Genomic DNA, 17,445 nt, shown 5'->3' on the forward strand with positions numbered 1-17,445 from the left:
GCCGCCAGCGTTCGTCCTGAGCCAGGATCAAACTCTCCGATAGAAAGCTTAATCTAGCTTTTAAAACAATGTTTTGTTTCCGTAGAAACAACTACTTACATGGCGTTTCGTTCAGTTTTCAAAGATCGATTCGTTTCTTTCAATGTCGTTTTCAGCGACTTTATTAATATACCATATTAACTCAGTTTCCGTCAACAACTTTTTAAATTCTTTTTTGCGAGTCAGCCATTTCGTAACGGCGACTTAAATAATATATCATGTATGCTGTTGTCTCGTCAACACTTTTTAATTAGTTTTTTAAAACCAATTCAAGAAAGTTTTGGAGACACCGTCAAAGCGACGGAATTACATCTTACCATTCTGTGTACCCACTTGCAATAGGAAAACAAAAAAAGAAGAGGATTTTTCCTCTTCTTTTTCAAACAGTCTTATTCTTCATTATTTGAATCGCTATTCTCATCTTCATCAGGGGTTTCTTCAGCTTCAACATCAATGATCTCTTCTGCACCTAACTCTTCAGTAACTGCATCTTCATCAATATCTTCGCCTTCAATTCCCTCTTCATTGATTTCTACTTTCGCTACAGTGGCAACGGAGTCACCTTCACCTATCCGTATTAATCTCACACCCTGCGTGTTACGCCCGGTTTGTGAAATATCCTGTACATCAATACGGATAATAACTCCGCTTTCTGTGATAATCATACACTCTTCTTCAAGAGTAACCGTCTTAAGCGCTGTTAGTATGCCGTTACGCTCTGTGAGATTACATGTCTTGATTCCTTTACCGCCTCTAGTTTGGACGCGATACTCTTCGATAGGTGTACGTTTACCGAATCCTTTATCAGTGACGATCAGCACATCCTGGCCTTCGTCTAGAATACCAACTCCTACAACCTGATCGTTCTCTTGAAGAGAGATACCCTTAACGCCAGTAGCCGTTCGACCCATAGATCGGACATCTTCTTCGTGGAATCGAATTGCCATCCCCTGTTTTGTTCCCATAATAAGTTCTTTTGATCCATTCGTAAGACGAACGCCCATTAACTCATCATCTTCTTTGAAGTTGATTGCAATTAAGCCGCCTTTACGAATGTTTGCAAATGCAGATAGTGGTGACCGCTTTACAACACCTTGTTTAGTTGCAAAGAAAACGAACCAGTCATCAACGAACTCTTCTATTGGAATAATAGCAGTAATGTATTCGTCTTTTTCAATTTGAAGAAGATTAATAATCGGAATTCCCTTTGCGGTACGGCTCAACTCTGGAACTTCATAGCCTTTAAGTCTGTATACTTTTCCTTTATTCGTAAAGAAGAGAATTGTATTATGCGTGAGTGTGGTAAACAAATGTTCCACAAAGTCACCGTCATTCGTACCCATCCCCTGTATACCACGACCACCGCGCTTTTGGCTCCGATACGTATCAATAGGAAGACGCTTAATATAACCTTTGTGCGTTAGAGTAATAACAATATTCTGCTTTGGAATCAGATCTTCGTCTTCAATCATGTCGAAGCCAACAGTAATCTCAGTACGACGCTTATCAGCGAATCTTTCCTTCACTTCAGTCAACTCTTCGCGAATGATTTCAAGAACTTTCTCATCATCAGCAAGAATAGCTTTCAATTCAGCAATTCGCTTCATTAACTCCTGATATTCCGATTCAATCTTATCCCGCTCAAGTCCTGTAAGGCGCTGAAGACGCATATCAAGAATGGCCTGAGATTGATCGTAACTAAGAGAGAATTTCGTCATGAGTCCTTCTCTAGCAATATCTGTTGTTTCTGATGCTCTGATTAGTTTAATTACTTCATCTAAATGATCAAGTGCAATTCGTAAACCTTCTAATATATGTGCTCTTGCTTCTGCTTTATTAAGTTCAAACTGCGTTCTTCTTCTAATAACAACCTTCTGATGCTCAAGATAATGTTCAAGGCACTCTTTGAGCGTTAGCACTTTAGGTTGTCCGTCTACTAGAGCAAGAGTGTTAATTCCAAAGCTCGTTTGGAGGGCAGTCTGCTTATATAAGTTATTTAATAGAACATTTGCATTCGCATCTTTACGAACTTCAATGACTACACGCATACCATTACGGTCAGATTCATCACGAAGATCAGTGATTCCCTCGATTTTTTTATCGCGAACAAGCTCTGCAATTTTTTCAACGAGACGTGCTTTGTTAACTTGGTAGGGAAGTTCAGATACAATAATTGTTTTCTTACCGTTGCTATGTTCTTCAATCTCAGCTTTTGCACGTTGGATGATTGATCCTCGTCCAGTGGTATAAGCTTTGCGGATTCCTTCACGTCCAAGGATTTCAGCTGCAGTTGGGAAATCAGGTCCTGGGATAAACTCCATCAATTCTGGAATTGTAATGTCAGGATTCACACTTAACTCTAGAAGACCTTCAATAACTTCTCCTAGATTGTGAGGAGGGATATTAGTTGCCATTCCTACCGCAATTCCTGATGCACCATTTACAAGCAGGTTCGGGAACCTTGCAGGAAGCACGATTGGTTCTCTTTCAGAACCGTCATAGTTATCTTGGTAATCAATAGTGTCTTTATTGATGTCTCGCACCATTTCCATTGCGATTTTTGACATCCTTGCTTCTGTATAACGCATCGCAGCTGCTGAGTCACCATCAATAGAACCAAAGTTACCGTGTCCATCTATCAACATATTGCGATAGCTGAAGTCCTGAGCCATGCGCACCATCGTATCGTAAACGGCAGAATCACCGTGGGGGTGATACTTACCAATAACTTCGCCGACAATACGTGCAGACTTCTTATATGCTTTATCAGAAGTCATTCCTAGATCATTCATGGCATACAAAATACGACGGTGTACAGGTTTTAGACCATCTCGCACATCAGGAAGGGCACGACTCACAATAACGCTCATCGCATAGTCCATGAAGGAGGTGCGCATTTCCTGACTAATATTTATCTCTTTAACTCTCGATCTTTCCATATCAGACATACGGAAAACCTCCAATTATACTCTTGTTCATCTCTTAACAATAAATCGTTGGGTTATATGAATGAACCTATTCTAGAAGGAAACATCCAATCTAGCACCATCGACTTTTCACCCATTAACAGCAGAAAAGGGGGATTGCCCCCCTTAACACTTATACTTAAACATCAAGGTTCTTGACGTAATGGGCGTTGTCTTGAATAAAGTTACGTCTCGGTTCTACTCGATCTCCCATTAACATATCAAAAACTTCATCTGCTTCAATGGCGTCCTGCAGTTCGACCTGCAGCACTGTACGCGACTCAGGATCCATTGTGGTTTCCCATAGCTGAGTCGGATTCATCTCACCCAGACCTTTGTATCGCTGGATACCTGGTTTAGGGTTTTTCGGAATATCTGCAAGTATAATATCAAGCTCACGATCATTATAAGCGTACGTCACTTTTTTACCTTGTGAGATCTTATAAAGAGGCGGCTGAGCAATATAAACATAGCCATTCTCAATCAATGGGCGCATATAACGATAGAAGAATGTTAGAAGTAATGTTCTAATATGGGCACCATCAACGTCAGCATCTGTCATGATAATTAGCTTATGGTAGCGCGCTTTTGATAAATCAAAATCCTCACCGATACCTGTTCCAAGTGCAGTGATAATCGCGCGGATTTCATTGTTTGAAAGAATTTTATCAAGGCGAGCTTTTTCGACATTCAGGATTTTACCTTTCAATGGCAGAATGGCCTGGAAATGACGATCTCGTCCTTGCTTTGCAGAACCACCGGCTGAGTCACCCTCAACGATATAAAGTTCTGAAATAGACGCATCTTTAGATGAGCAGTCTGCTAACTTACCAGGAAGGGCACTTACTTCAAGAGCACCTTTTCTTCTTGTAAGTTCACGTGCTTTCTTCGCTGCAGCTCTTGCTCGGGAAGCCATAAGACCTTTTTCGACAATTTGTTTAGCAACTAGTGGATTCTCGAAAAGGAACATAGAGAACTTTTCACCAAAGATTGATTCTGTAATTGTACGAGCTTCTGCATTTCCAAGCTTCGTCTTTGTCTGACCCTCAAACTGTGGATCTGGATGCTTAATTGAAATGATAGCCGTTAGTCCTTCTCGCACATCATCACCGGTTAAGTTAGGGTCACTTTCACGGAAAAGGCTATTCTTTCTAGCATAATCATTAATAACGCGCGTAAGAGCTGTTTTGAAACCATACTCATGGCTTCCGCCTTCGTGTGTATTAATGTTATTCGCAAATGAATAGATATTACTAGCGAATCCATCGTTGTACTGAACGGCGATTTCTACAGAAATACCTTCTCGTTCGCCTTCTACAAAAATTGGTTCTTCATGCAGCGCTTCACGAGTTCTATTCAGATGCTCAACGTATGATTTAATACCGCCTTCGTAATGGTATTCATTCCGTTTTTTCTCTTCTGGACGCTTATCCTGCGCAACAATTTTAATGCCTCTGTTTAAGAAAGCAAGTTCTCTTAAACGGTGTGCAAGGATATCGAATTCATATTCAATGGTCTCTGTGAAAATCTCAGTATCGGGAATGAAGTGTATTGTTGTTCCCGTAACGTCACTTTCTCCAACGACTTTAAGGTCTTCATCAGGTACACCGCGCGTATAGCTCTGGTAGTAAACGTTCCCTTCACGTTCAACTGTAATTTCTAATTTAGAAGAGAGGGCGTTAACGACTGAGGCACCAACTCCGTGCAGTCCGCCGGATACTTTATACCCTCCGCCACCGAACTTACCACCTGCATGCAGTACGGTCATAATAACCTCTACTGCAGGACGACCCATTTTCTCTTGAATACCAACTGGGATCCCACGTCCGTTATCTTCAACGGTAATGCTGTTGTCCTTCTCAATACTTACGGTAATCTGTGAACAGTAACCTGCTAATGCTTCATCAATACTGTTATCGACAATTTCCCAGACTAGATGATGCAGTCCGCGGCTACTCGTAGAACCGATGTACATTCCCGGACGCTTCCTAACAGCCTCCAGACCTTCAAGGACCTGAATCTGACTTTCATCATAGCTTTCTCTTTCTTTATTAGACTGTTGTTCTAATGTCATAATGTTCACCTACATTTCTCTATCAAAGATAGACTCAATCCAGTTTGCTGCATGACAGCCATTCTGGTTTTTAAGATGATTCTCCATTTATCGTTGTTTCAACACTGTCTGATACTGTATAAGCTCGTCTTTTCAGTGTAAGTGAAGATAAAGGGGACAAATAAACCGTGTCAGTAGTAATAACGATCGATTTGGTTAAGTCACCGCCGATATCTTCAACTAGCTTGTCTTTCTGATGGCGATACAAAAATTCACTCGTAATTTCTGCTTCCTCCATAACCTGCCAATCAAATATGCCGACGACATCTCTCGATTGAACGACAACGTCCTCTCCTAAGTGTATAAACACCACTTCACCTCATTTCACCTTTTCGATTAGACCAGCCTGCACTTGAAAGGTTGTTGCTTTCTCAAGTGTTTCATGATTAATCCCTTCAACGCTCGTTGTTGTAACAAAGGTTTGAACTTTCCCTTGAATTGTATTTAAAAGATGCGACTGTCTGTAATCATCTAATTCTGACAGTACGTCATCGAGTAGAAGCAATGGGTATTCGCCTACTTCACTATGAATCAATTCAATCTCAGCTAGCTTAAGCGATAAAGCAGTTGTACGCTGTTGTCCTTGCGATCCATACGTCTGAACATCTTTCCCGTTTACAAAAAACGACAAATCATCACGATGGGGACCCGCAAGCGTCACGCCACGCTCAACTTCTTTCTCTTTAATTTTATCAAACTTTTGCTTATATCCATCTACTATTTTCGACAAATCTGTTGGTTCTGATACCTCAACTGTAGGATTATAATGGATCTCGAGTTTTTCGAGTCCTCTACTGATCCCATAATGAATCGGTTCAGCCCATTTCTGAAGGAGTTGAACGAATCGAACTCTGCGTATATAGATATTCGCTGCTGCTTCAATCAATTGTTCGGTCAAAATGTCTAACATCACATAATCCGGTGTTTTTTGATAACGAAGAGTTTTCAACAGACTATTTCTTTGCTGTAGAAGCTTCAAATATCGGCCAAGATAATACAGATAGACTGGTTGTACCTGGCCAATTTCAATATCAATAAACCGTCGACGCACACCCGGATTCCCTTTAACAAGGTTGAGATCCTCTGGCGCGAACATGACAACATTTAATGCACCGATGTAATTACTGAGCTTCTGTTGTTCCAATTGATTTAACTTGGCTTTTTTACCTTTATGGGAAATAACCAGTTGGAGGGAAAGGGGACCGTTTCGCTTTTCTATTCTACCTTCTATTTTAGCATATTCCTCGTCCCAATTGATTAATTCTTTATCTCGTGGCGTACGATGGGATCTGGCCATAGCAAGTACATAGATGGCTTCCATGATGTTTGTTTTGCCCTGGGCATTTTCCCCAAGAAAAACGTTGACGTTATTTTCAAACTGTAGTTCCTGTTTACCGTAATTTCGATAATTGGTAACTTTTAATGTGTTTAGATGCAACGGGAAACCCCCATTCAGCTAGATACAACAAACTCCCCGACTCCAGGAATCATAATTTCATCCTGGTTAAATAATTTCCTGCCACGTCGGTCTTCCAATTCTCCGTTTACATAGACCTCGTACTCTGACAGAAACCACTTTGCCATACCGCCTGTATTAATCACTCCAGCTTCTTGAAGAAGCTGTCCAAGAGTAATGTATTCTTTTATTAATTTGATTTCATTCATTCTCGTTCACCTCATTCTCCTTCTATTCAAGTTATCTAAATTGAATCTGAAGGATGACAATAGTTTATTATACCTCTTTTTTTCGTAAAACGCATGAGTAATCGGACGAAAAGTTTCAAAAGCTTTACGAAAAGCCTCTTTTCTAAAAGATTGTTGTTTTTGAAAGAGGTTTTGTAGAAAAACCACAATTAGTTGATTGGAGCGGAAGGTGCTCGACTCCTGCGGGATAAGCGGGACAGGTGAGACCCCACAGGCGCGCCCTAAGCGTGCCGAGTATGCTCACCGCCCGCCCCGCGGAAAGCGAGCATCCTGGAGCGGAAATCAACCACTACTTTAAAAGTAACATTGGCTACGAAGACAGCCTCTGAAAAAGAGAAAGCCGCTGGAAGTAAACTCCTCAGCAGCTTAATATTATTCGTTTTTAAAGCCTAGTAAATTTTAATAAGTGCGGACCGGTAAAATCAACTGCATAATTGCAGCACCTTCAATTGGTTTAATTAGGAATGGTCGCATGGCTCCAGTGAAGCTAATATTTACCTCGTTAGAATCCATTGATCTTAACGCGTCCATCATATATTTCGCACTGAATGAGATTTTGAGCTCTTCCCCATCAAATGAATGGGATTGAACTTGTTCAATAACTTTCCCGATTTCAGGTGAATTCGATGAAATTTCCAAAGTAGAATCTTCAATGCTTGCAAGTTTAACTACATTGTTTCTTCCTTCACGAGCAAGAACTGACGCACGATCAATTGCTTGTAAAAGTTCTTTAGCTGAAACCGTAACGTTTGTTTTACTATCATTTGGAATCAAACGGCTTGTATCAGGATAATTTCCGTCAAGAAGTCTTGAAAAGAATAAGATGTGCTTTGATTTAAAGAGAATTTGATTCTCCGTCACCGTAATATCCACAAGCTCTTCATTGTCATCAATGATCTTAGATAGTTCACTTAAGCTTTTACCAGGAATCACAACATTGGAAAATGAAAGCTCGTTATTATTCGGTTCAACCTTAACAGTTCGAAGCGCAAGTCTGTGACTATCTGTAGCAGTACAGTTTAGTTCGCCATCTTCAAGCTTCCAGTTTACACCTGTTAACACCGGTCGAGTTTCTGAAGTAGAAACAGCAAAAACAGTTTGTCTAATAATGTTTTTAAGAAGATCTGCTTGGATTTGAAAACCTTCCTGTGCTTCTACTTCTGGTAGACGAGGATATTCTTCAGGATCTAATCCGTTTAGATTGAATTCTGAAGAACCAGAACGAATTCTAGTTGTTAAACTATCAAACACTTCTACTTCAACCTGATCACCAGGTAATTTCTTTACAATATCTGAGAAGAAGCGAGCTTGAAGGACAATACTTCCCATCTTAGAAATTTCAACGATTTGTTTATCATTTTCCTCTGAGGGAATGAAACATTCGATTGAAATGTCAGAATCACTGCCTGTAAGAGTTACCCCTTCATCACTCGCAACAATTTTAATACCCGTCAATATTGGAATTGTTGTTCTTGAAGATACAGCTTTCATTACATCAGATACGCTTGAAACAAGATGGTCTCTTTCAATCGTGAAACGCATAATTAACCTCCTAAATAAATGACCCTAATAATATATTTATTACTTAAAAAAAGTCGTAGTCTTACTAGTAGGGGCTGTGAATGTGTGGATAAGTGTTCACGAACCCATGATGCTGTAGTTATCCACCTGTGGATAGTGTGTTAGTAACTATTGATAATTGTACACACTCTATTAACTAATATCCACAAAAAGAAGATTAACCATTTTTAAGTTGTTCCACAATATCTTGTACTTTTTTCTGGAGCTCTTGATCAGAATCAACCAATTTTGAGATTTTCTCATGAGCATGAATAACGGTCGTATGATCTCGTCCCCCAAACTCTTCCCCAATCTTAGGAAGTGAGAAATCTGTAAGCTCTCTTGAAAGGTACATCGCAATCTGTCGAGGGAATGCTACAGATTTAGTCCTTTTCTTAGCAGCAAAATCCTCAAGCTTTACAGAATAGTGATCACCAATAACAGTTTGAATATCATGGATGGTAATGACTCTCGGTTTAGAAGAAGGGATAATGTTTTTCAATGCTTCTGCTGCAAGATCTGCATTCATATCTTGATTGATCAAAGAAGAATAAGCGACAACTCGGATTAGTGCACCTTCAAGCTCTCTTATATTCGTATCAATCTGATTAGCAATGTACAGCATAACCTCATTTGGTATGTCTAATCCCTCAGCTTTGGCCTTCTTCCGAAGGATCGCAATTCTTGTTTCAAGATCAGGAGGCGTGATGTCCGTAATTAAACCCCATTCGAAACGTGAGCGTAAACGATCTTCCAATGTTGGAATTTCCTTCGGTGGTCGATCACTCGAGATGACAATCTGCTTACTTTCTTCATGAAGAGCATTAAATGTATGGAAAAACTCCTCTTGAGTTTGTTCTTTTCCAGCTAGGAATTGAATATCATCGATTAATAGCACGTCTACATTTCGATATTTATTGCGGAAATTGACGGTTTTATTGTCGCGAATCGAGTTAATAAACTCATTCGTGAATTTTTCAGATGATAAATAGACTACTTTTGCATTCGGATTATGCTCAATAACATAGTGGCCAATCGCATGCATTAAGTGAGTTTTTCCAAGTCCTACTCCTCCATAAATAAAGAGAGGATTATAGGCTTTTGCTGGAGCCTCGGCCACTGCAAGTGAAGCGGCATGCGCAAAACGGTTTCCCGAACCAATAACAAAGGTGTCAAACGTATATTTAGAGTTAAGTACGCTTTGCGGATGCTCTTCCTGCGAAGGATTAGCCTTAGGTTTTTTCTTCATAGACTGTTCAATATCAAGGTCAGTATCTGACTGATTCTGCGGAATTATAAACTTTGCTCTTAGTTCACTACCTGTTAGTTCCAGGAGTGTCTCGGTGATTAAGCTTGAATATCTGGACTCGAGCCAGTCTCGCGCGAACTCGTTGGGTGCAGTAATGATAATGGTGTCGCCTTCCATTCTGTTAGCTGAAGTTGATTTCAACCACGTTTCAAAACTGGGTTTACTTAATTTTTTTTCGATTTCTGATAAGGCCTGCTGCCAGAGATCCGTGATGTTATCCAACGAAGTCCCTCCTTTTGTTCCCAAAATAAAAACAGGCTGTATCCGCTGACGAAATTCCTCTCATATGCCAACGTACAACCTTTGTATAGCCGTTTGAATATTCACTAATAATTATACTGTCCACAAAATCGAAGTGGGTCATATAATATAGAAGAAAGTCGAATTATCGACTGAGTTCACAGGGTTGTGGACATAGGCATAAACACCCCTGAATAACTGTCCACATATTTATCCACAGACTGTGGACTTTTAATAACACGTATATTCTTATTCACGAGTTAAAACACAAATATCATAACAAATGAACGGCTTTATTGCAATGGTTTTGGGGAAGTTATCCACAGAGCGCATATCTTGTGGACTCGATCTGTCCACAGCACTAGATTTTGTGTAGAACCTGTCGATAAGTGATGTGCATAACTGAATAATGTCGAAAAAAGTTATCCACACGCGATTTTTGGAGTTATGGTTATTCAATGGTTGTTCAGATTCTAGTAGTCTGGTGGTAGATCAGAGAGAAACTTCGAAAGCCAAAGTTGCTAAAGTGAATTTGCGAAGAAACTTGACAATCAGTACCCTTCTTTCTTATAATTACTTGGACTGTCTTTATACAGTTTATCCTCAGGGAGGTGTAATAGAATGAAAAGAACGTTTCAACCAAACACACGTAAACGTAAAAAAGTTCACGGTTTTCGTGCACGTATGAGCTCAGCTAACGGACGTAAAGTTCTAGCTCGTCGTCGCCGTAAAGGTAGAAAAGTATTGTCTGCATAGACCACTGATCATCAGTGGTCTTTTTTTAAGATAAGGTTTATAATGTGCTTATCCAAGTAACACTGGGAGTGTGCGGATTGAATAGCAACTACCGGATTAAAAAGAATTCTGAGTTTCAGAACGTATTTAAAAACGGAAGCTCAACTGCAAATAGACAATTTGTTGTGTATGTTTTAAAGCGAAATGATCAACCTCAATTTAGACTTGGTCTTTCAGTAAGTAAGCGAATTGGAAATGCTGTGACGAGAAATCGTGTTAAGCGACTCGTTCGCGAATCCTTTCATCAGCTATCTGATCAAATCAAGTTTCCTTATGATTTTGTCGTTATTGCTCGAAAACCTACATCTGATATGACTTTTGAAGAAGTAAAAGGCAGTTTAATTCATGTGCTCAACCGGGCTCGTGTTTTAAAGGGTATAAAACACGTTGGAAAAGGAAGGGATGTTAAATGAAGAAGCTGGCAATGATGCTGATTCGCATTTACCAGAGGTTCATTTCTCCTTTAACCCCTCCATCGTGTCGTTTTTACCCATCTTGTTCTCATTACAGTTTCGAATCATATCAAAAACATGGTTTTTTCAAAGGGTCATGGTTGACGGTTAGAAGAATTTCGAAATGCCATCCATTTCATCCTGGAGGATTTGATCCTGTGCCAGATAGAAAGAAATAGTGGCATTGTTTTTACTTACATATATAGTTGTTGAGATATGATTGCAAGGAGGATGAAGCGTGAGGAAAAAAGTAACCCTCGCATTTCTATTAATTGGTCTCATTGCGGTGCTTTCAGGCTGTAATGTAAACGAACCAATTGATGCAGAAAGCACTGGATTCTGGAGTGTATATATTGTGTATCCACTTTCCGCGACTTTAACATATTTTGCGGATTTAACAGGTGATGGGAATTACGGACTGTCAATTATGATTGTTACAATCTTAATTCGACTTCTATTACTTCCATTAATGATTAAACAGACAAAAAGTTCGAAAGCAATGCAGGAACTGCAGCCACAAATGCAGAAACTTAAGGAAAAATACAGCAGTAAAGACCAGAAGACGCAGCAGCAACTTCAGCAAGAGACAATGCAGCTCTTTCAACAAAATGGAGTTAACCCGCTTGCTGGTTGTTTACCAATTCTAGTTCAAATGCCGATCTTGTTAGGTTTTTATCATGCTATTATGCGTACTCAAGCAATTGAAACACATAATTTCCTATGGTTTAGCCTTGGATCTCCAGATATTATCCTGGCACTGACTGCAGGTCTAACAACATTTATTCAGCAAAAAATTATGATGGGTAGCGGCGGAGCTATGCAGCCTCAAATGAAAATGCTCCTATATGTTATGCCAATTATGATTATTGTATTTGCTATCAACTTCCCTGCAGCACTTGCGCTCTACTGGGTAGTCGGTAACATCTTTATGATTGTACAAACTTACTTTATTACGAAACCTGCCACAAAAACCGCTGATACGGATACGGGGGGAGCGAAGAAGTGAGAAGCGTTACGGTAACGGGAAAAACGATTGAAGAAGCCATGAAAGATGCGCTGAATCAAATCGGAACTGTTCAAGAAAATGTTGATATTGAAGTGCTAGATGAACCTAAAAAAGGATTTTTAGGTTTTGGAGGAAAGCCCGCCCGCATCAAAGTAACTAAAAAACTAGACATCATGGAGCAAACAAGTACTTTTTTACAAGAAGTCATCAGCAACATGGGAGTTGAAGCAGAAATTGAAGGTAAAAGGGAAGATCGAGACCTTTACTTTACACTTTCTGGAGAGAAAATAGCGATTTTGATAGGGAAACGTGGTCAAACTCTTAATTCACTGCAATATTTAACGAATCTTGCCGCGAACCGATTTTCTGACCGATTTGTTCGTGTCGTTCTCGATGCAGAGAACTACCGAGAAAGACGAGAAGAGACGTTGAAAAAACTCGCTGATCGTCTGGCGGACAAAGCGATGGTTACGAAAAGGGACATACAGCTAGAACCGATGCCGTCGCTTGAACGAAAAGTTATCCATCTTTATTTGAAAGACAAGAAGGGGATATCTACTCACTCTGATGGAAATGATCCACATCGCCGTGTGGTAATCGTTCCACGTAATAAATAACGTTAAACCTTCGGGCATGTGCCCGGAGGTTTTTTTGAGGAAAAGAAGATGTGATTACTCTTTCTTTTAGTCTCTTTTCTAAAGGCTGTTTTCTAAAGGATTGTTGCTTTTGAAAGAATTTTTGTATAGAAAACCACACTTAGCTAATTGGAGCGGAAGGTGCTCGACTCCTGCGGGACTAGCGGGACAGGTGAGACCCCACAGGAGCGTAGCGACGAGGAGGCTCACCGCCGGACCGGCGGAAAGCGAGCATCCTGGAGCGGAAATTACCCCACTCTTATCGCAACAATGTCTACGAAATGAGCCTCGTTTTTTAGACAGGGAAGGTTCATTTTCCGCTGGGCATACTTATTTCTTTTTTGATGAAAATGGGTTACACTAAAAGGTATTGTGGATTAGTCTGTCACGTTAGTGAATAGAGTTATCCACTGTGGATAATTGGTTAAACTAATACTAGCACTCTTTATTATATAAGAAAGTTGTTAATAGATAGAACACGATTTGTTTAAATAAGAGAGGTGAATACAATTGGAATATGAAACAATTGCCGCGATATCGACTCCAATGGGAGAAGGTGCGATTGCGATTGTCCGTCTAAGCGGTTCTGAAGCGGTGGAAATTGCCGATCGATTGTACAAAGGGAAAAAAGCACTGAACTCAGTGGATTCTCACACTATTCATTATGGTCACCTTATCGATCCGGATACAGATGAGGTAGCTGAAGAAGTTATGGTTTCACTCATGAGAGGTCCACGAACATTTACCAGAGAAGACATTGTTGAAATTAACTGTCATGGTGGTCTTGTTTCAGTTAATAGGGTGCTTGAACTAGTGTTAAGAAGTGGAGCTCGTCTTGCAGAGCCTGGTGAGTTTACAAAAAGAGCATTTCTGAACGGTAGAATTGATTTATCGCAGGCTGAGGCAGTAATTGATCTCATTCGAGCCAAAACCGATCGAGCGATGAATGTAGCATTGAATCAAATGGAAGGTAGACTTTCGACCCTTATTGCTAAACTTAGACAACAATTGCTAGAAACGGTAGCGCATGTAGAGGTTAATATTGATTACCCGGAATATGACGCAGAAGAAATGACGCAGGATTTGTTAACGAATCAGTTAAAAGAAGTAGAAGAAGAAATTAAAAACATTCTGGTCACCGCAAGGCAGGGTAAGATCCTTCGTGAAGGGCTTTCTACTGTTATTGTGGGACGACCGAACGTTGGGAAGTCTTCTTTGCTAAATAGTCTTGTTCATGAAAACAAAGCCATCGTGACAGATGTACCTGGTACGACCCGCGACGTTATCGAGGAATATGTTAACGTAAGAGGCGTGCCGCTCAGACTCGTTGATACAGCCGGTATTCGTGAAACTGAGGATCTTGTCGAACGAATTGGTGTTGAGCGATCGCGTGAACGATTAAAACAAGCGGATCTCATCTTACTTGTTCTTAACTATAACGATGAGCTAACCGATGAAGATAAAAAGCTATTCGAAGCTGTTGAAGGTATGGATGTTATTGTCATTGTAAATAAAACCGACCTTGATGAGAAACTTGATTTATCAAAAGTGAAAGAGTTAGCAGAAGAACATCCGATGATTACAACTTCACTAAAGAACGAACAGGGAGTTGATGAGCTCGAGAAGTCTATTTCTGAGCTTTTCTTTGCTGGTTCAGTGGAATCACAGGATTTAACGTACGTATCAAATTCTAGACACATTGCGTTGCTTGAACAGTCACGTAAGACACTTGAAGATGCATTAGGTGCTGTAGAAGCAGGCATGCCAGTTGATATGGTACAAATTGATATTACAAGAACATGGGAGCTTCTAGGAGAAATCATTGGTGATACTGTTTCAGATAGCTTAATTGATCAGTTATTCTCGCAGTTCTGTCTTGGGAAATAAGTAGATTAAAGGAGGAATACGGCAATGGGTTACAAAGCCGATTCTTATGATGTTATTGTTGTCGGAGCAGGTCATGCCGGTGTAGAAGCGGGTCTCGCTTCAGCTAGAATGGGTGCTAAAACACTCATGCTCACCCTTAACCTGGACTCTGTTGCATTTATGCCATGTAATCCAAGTGTGGGAGGTCCTGCAAAAGGAATTGTTGTGCGGGAAATCGATGCACTTGGTGGAGCAATGGGAAGAAATATAGATAAAACGCATATTCAAATGCGAATGTTAAATACAGGTAAAGGTCCTGCTGTACGCGCACTGCGTGCACAGGCTGATAAAGTCCTGTATCAAAGTGAAATGAAGAAAACCATTGAAGAACAAGACAACCTCACGCTTTTGCAGGGAATGGTTGAGAAACTAATTGTAGAAGATGGTGTCTGCAAAGGAGTTATTACGAAAACTGGTGCAGAATTCGAAGCGAAATCTGTAGTACTCACTACGGGAACATTCATGCGCGGTCGCGTTATTATAGGAGATCTTTCATATGAAAGTGGACCGAATAACATGCAGCCTTCTGTTAACCTGTCTCACCACTTGGAAGAGCTAGGTTTTGAAATGGTTCGTTTTAAGACAGGTACACCGCCACGTGTGAACAATAAATCGATCGATTATAGCAAAACTGAAATACAACCAGGTGATGAAAAGCCTCGTGCTTTCTCATATGAAACAACAGATTTCATTACAGATCAGCTTCCGTGCTGGTTAACGTATACCGGGGAAGAAACGCATAAGCTCATTAATGATAACCTTCATCGCTCTCCTATGTATTCAGGCATGATTGAAGGGACAGGGCCACGTTACTGCCCATCGATTGAAGATAAGATTGTTCGCTTTAATGATAAGCCGCGTCATCAGATCTTCCTTGAACCAGAAGGACGAAATACGAAGGAAGTCTATGTGCAGGGGCTTTCAACAAGTCTTCCTGAAGACTTGCAGCAACAAATTCTTAAAACAGTACCTGGTCTTGAAAACGTTGAAATGATGCGTGCAGGTTATGCAATTGAATATGACGTTGTTGTGCCTACTCAATTGTGGCCTTCGCTTGAAACGAAAACAGTGAAAAATCTCTTTACTGCAGGACAGTTAAACGGGACTTCAGGTTATGAAGAAGCTGCTGGTCAAGGCATTATGTCTGGTATTAACGCTGCAAGGAATGCACAGGAGCGTGAAGCGGTGATACTTGATCGCTCTCAAGGATACATTGGTGTCATGATTGATGACCTTGTTACAAAAGGAACGAATGAGCCGTATCGTCTATTAACATCACGTGCAGAATATCGTTTGCTACTTCGTCATGATAATGCAGACTTAAGATTAACTGAGCTTGGTTACGAGATTGGTATGATTCCGAAAGAACGCTATGATCGTTTTCTTGCTAAGAAAGAAATGATTGAGCAAGAAATGAAGCGTCTTGAGAAGATTGTCATCAAACCGAGCGAAAAGGTAAATGCTGTTCTTCCAGAGAATAGTACTGAATTGAAAGAAGCGATGCACGCGGCTAATCTCTTAAAGAGACCGGAAGTAACGTATCAGGAGATTCATCAACTTGCACCTGCTGACTTTGACATTCCAGAAGATGTGGCTGAACAAGTTGAAATTCAGATTAAATACAGTGGCTATATTAACAAAAGCCTTCAACAAGTTGAGCGCATGAAGAGAATGGATGAGAAGAAAATTCCTGATGGCATTGATTATCATGCGATTGGTGGACTTGCAACTGAAGCAAAGCAGAAGCTTGATGAAGTTCGTCCACTTTCCATCGGTCAAGCATCTCGTGTCTCAGGAGTGAACCCTGCGGACGTTTCTATTCTGCTTGTATATATTGAACAAGGTAAGATCGCAAAAATTGCAAAATAATGTTTAAAGCGGAGGGGCTATGAACGAACAACAGTTTCAGGAGTTGCTATTGGAGAAAGGGATCTCTCTTTCTCCCCTGCAGCTTCAACAATTTCAAACATACTACGAAGTTTTAGTTGAATGGAACGAGAAAATGAATCTGACTGCCATTACAGAAAAAGAAGAAGTGTATGAAAAGCATTTCTTCGATTCCATCATGGCTGCGTTCTCATTTGATTTCTCTTCTAATTATCATATTTGCGATGTAGGAGCTGGAGCCGGGTTTCCGAGTCTCCCGATTAAAATTTGCTTTCCACATTTGAAGATCACCATTGTCGATTCGCTTAACAAACGAATAGGCTTTTTAGAACATCTTTCTTCAGAACTAAACTTAGAAAATGTGTCCTTTTTTCACGATCGTGCAGAATTATTTGGTAAAAACAAATCTCATCGTGAATCGTATGATGTTGTGACAGCTAGAGCGGTAGCACGTATGTCGGTTCTTGGTGAGTTATGTCTGCCTCTAGTTAAACAGAATGGCTATTTCGTTGCTTTAAAAGGTCCTAATGTCGAAGAAGAACTCGATACAGGCAAGCAGGCAATCAAGATGCTTGGGGGAGAAGTAGAGAAACTTGATACGCTCACTCTTCCAGGTGAAAAAAGTGAGCGAAACATCGTAACGATTAAAAAAGTCAAAACAACTCCAAAGAAATATCCAAGAAAGCCAGGCACACCAAATAAAAATCCTTTATAATAGAAATGGACTGCATTTGAACGGATGATTGTTTCACATGGAACGCTCGCTATGACAGAAGGATTTTCGTTTTAGAGCAGCGAATCAGTTAAGGAATC

General features: G+C 40.3%; 15 protein-coding genes. 8 read left to right on the top strand and 7 right to left on the bottom strand.

Translation table 11 applies throughout. The annotated features are described in order from the left end of the window. Window positions 1–428 precede the first annotated feature (428 nt). The 7 genes from gyrA to dnaA all read right to left on the bottom strand — a co-directional run bounded on the left by gyrA (window position 429) and on the right by dnaA (window position 9,913). Window positions 429–2,987: a DNA gyrase subunit A gene (gene gyrA / locus FBF83_RS18385; RefSeq protein ID WP_136948616.1), complete on the bottom strand. Its 2,559-nt coding sequence runs from the start codon at window positions 2,985–2,987 to the stop codon at window positions 429–431. A 157-nt stretch (window positions 2,988–3,144) separates the two neighbouring features. After that, complete coding sequence (gyrB, locus tag FBF83_RS18390) at window positions 3,145–5,079, bottom strand: DNA topoisomerase (ATP-hydrolyzing) subunit B (protein WP_136948617.1); 1,935 nt, start codon at window positions 5,077–5,079, stop codon at window positions 3,145–3,147. 70 nt (window positions 5,080–5,149) lie between these two features. After that, the gene (remB, locus tag FBF83_RS18395) at window positions 5,150–5,428 is read right to left on the bottom strand and encodes an extracellular matrix regulator RemB (protein ID WP_136948618.1); all 279 of its coding nucleotides are present in this window, start codon (window positions 5,426–5,428) and stop codon (window positions 5,150–5,152) included. Between the two features lie 9 nt (window positions 5,429–5,437). After that, complete coding sequence (gene recF, locus FBF83_RS18400; RefSeq protein ID WP_136948619.1) at window positions 5,438–6,556, bottom strand: DNA replication/repair protein RecF; 1,119 nt, start codon at window positions 6,554–6,556, stop codon at window positions 5,438–5,440. Between the two features lie 14 nt (window positions 6,557–6,570). Further along, the gene (yaaA, locus tag FBF83_RS18405; protein WP_136948620.1) at window positions 6,571–6,783 is read right to left on the bottom strand and encodes a S4 domain-containing protein YaaA; all 213 of its coding nucleotides are present in this window, start codon (window positions 6,781–6,783) and stop codon (window positions 6,571–6,573) included. A gap of 438 nt (window positions 6,784–7,221) precedes the next feature. Beyond that, window positions 7,222–8,364 (bottom strand): DNA polymerase III subunit beta, encoded by a 1,143-nt coding sequence (gene dnaN / locus FBF83_RS18410; RefSeq protein ID WP_136948621.1) that lies wholly within the window; start codon window positions 8,362–8,364, stop codon window positions 7,222–7,224. 196 nt (window positions 8,365–8,560) lie between these two features. Beyond that, window positions 8,561–9,913, bottom strand: coding sequence for a chromosomal replication initiator protein DnaA (gene dnaA / locus FBF83_RS18415; RefSeq protein WP_136948622.1), 1,353 nt, complete (start codon window positions 9,911–9,913; stop codon window positions 8,561–8,563). 639 nt (window positions 9,914–10,552) lie between these two features. On the opposite strand from dnaA, the gene rpmH reads away from it, so the two are divergent. The 8 genes from rpmH (at window position 10,553) to rsmG (ending at window position 17,347) form a co-directional block, all read left to right on the top strand. Further along, window positions 10,553–10,687 (top strand): 50S ribosomal protein L34, encoded by a 135-nt coding sequence (gene rpmH / locus FBF83_RS18420; protein WP_048311109.1) that lies wholly within the window; start codon window positions 10,553–10,555, stop codon window positions 10,685–10,687. A gap of 77 nt (window positions 10,688–10,764) precedes the next feature. Further along, window positions 10,765–11,139: a ribonuclease P protein component gene (gene rnpA / locus FBF83_RS18425; RefSeq protein ID WP_136948623.1), complete on the top strand. Its 375-nt coding sequence runs from the start codon at window positions 10,765–10,767 to the stop codon at window positions 11,137–11,139. Beyond that, window positions 11,136–11,357: a membrane protein insertion efficiency factor YidD gene (gene yidD / locus FBF83_RS18430; protein ID WP_136948624.1), complete on the top strand. Its 222-nt coding sequence runs from the start codon at window positions 11,136–11,138 to the stop codon at window positions 11,355–11,357. The genes rnpA and yidD overlap by 4 nt, the downstream gene beginning before the upstream one ends. Window positions 11,358–11,416: 59 nt before the next feature. Further along, on the top strand, window positions 11,417–12,184 hold the full coding sequence (gene spoIIIJ / locus FBF83_RS18435; RefSeq protein WP_136948625.1) for a YidC family membrane integrase SpoIIIJ: 768 nt from the start codon (window positions 11,417–11,419) through the stop codon (window positions 12,182–12,184). Further along, on the top strand, window positions 12,181–12,801 hold the full coding sequence (gene jag / locus FBF83_RS18440) for an RNA-binding cell elongation regulator Jag/EloR (protein ID WP_136948626.1): 621 nt from the start codon (window positions 12,181–12,183) through the stop codon (window positions 12,799–12,801). Before spoIIIJ ends, jag begins: the two co-directional genes overlap by 4 nt. Before the next feature lie 528 nt (window positions 12,802–13,329). Continuing rightward, entirely contained in the window at window positions 13,330–14,706 is a 1,377-nt protein-coding gene (gene mnmE, locus FBF83_RS18445) for a tRNA uridine-5-carboxymethylaminomethyl(34) synthesis GTPase MnmE (RefSeq protein WP_136948627.1), read from the top strand. 24 nt (window positions 14,707–14,730) lie between these two features. Continuing rightward, window positions 14,731–16,614, top strand: a complete 1,884-nt coding sequence (mnmG, locus tag FBF83_RS18450; RefSeq protein WP_136948628.1) for a tRNA uridine-5-carboxymethylaminomethyl(34) synthesis enzyme MnmG — start codon at window positions 14,731–14,733, stop codon at window positions 16,612–16,614. A gap of 19 nt (window positions 16,615–16,633) precedes the next feature. Then, window positions 16,634–17,347 carry a 16S rRNA (guanine(527)-N(7))-methyltransferase RsmG gene (rsmG, locus tag FBF83_RS18455; protein ID WP_136948629.1) on the top strand — a complete coding sequence of 238 codons (714 nt, stop codon included), beginning with the start codon at window positions 16,634–16,636 and terminating at the stop codon, window positions 17,345–17,347. Window positions 17,348–17,445: the final 98 nt, after the last annotated feature.

Source organism: Guptibacillus hwajinpoensis (genome assembly GCF_005144865.1).
Lineage (GTDB): Bacteria > Bacillota > Bacilli > Bacillales > Guptibacillaceae > Guptibacillus > Guptibacillus hwajinpoensis_A.

Bases quoted from the DNA above. Each gene is read 5' to 3' on its own strand.
- gyrA (WP_136948616.1), bottom strand. From the start codon at position 2,987: ATGTCTGATATGGAAAGATCGAGAGTTAAAGAGATAAATATTAGTCAG.
- gyrB (WP_136948617.1), bottom strand. From the start codon at position 5,079: ATGACATTAGAACAACAGTCTAATAAAGAAAGAGAAAGCTATGATGAA.
- yaaA (WP_136948620.1), bottom strand. From the start codon at position 6,783: ATGAATGAAATCAAATTAATAAAAGAATACATTACTCTTGGACAGCTT.
- dnaN (WP_136948621.1), bottom strand. From the start codon at position 8,364: ATGCGTTTCACGATTGAAAGAGACCATCTTGTTTCAAGCGTATCTGAT.
- rpmH (WP_048311109.1), top strand. From the start codon at position 10,553: ATGAAAAGAACGTTTCAACCAAACACACGTAAACGTAAAAAAGTTCAC.
- yidD (WP_136948624.1), top strand. From the start codon at position 11,136: ATGAAGAAGCTGGCAATGATGCTGATTCGCATTTACCAGAGGTTCATT.
- mnmG (WP_136948628.1), top strand. From the start codon at position 14,731: ATGGGTTACAAAGCCGATTCTTATGATGTTATTGTTGTCGGAGCAGGT.
- rsmG (WP_136948629.1), top strand. From the start codon at position 16,634: ATGAACGAACAACAGTTTCAGGAGTTGCTATTGGAGAAAGGGATCTCT.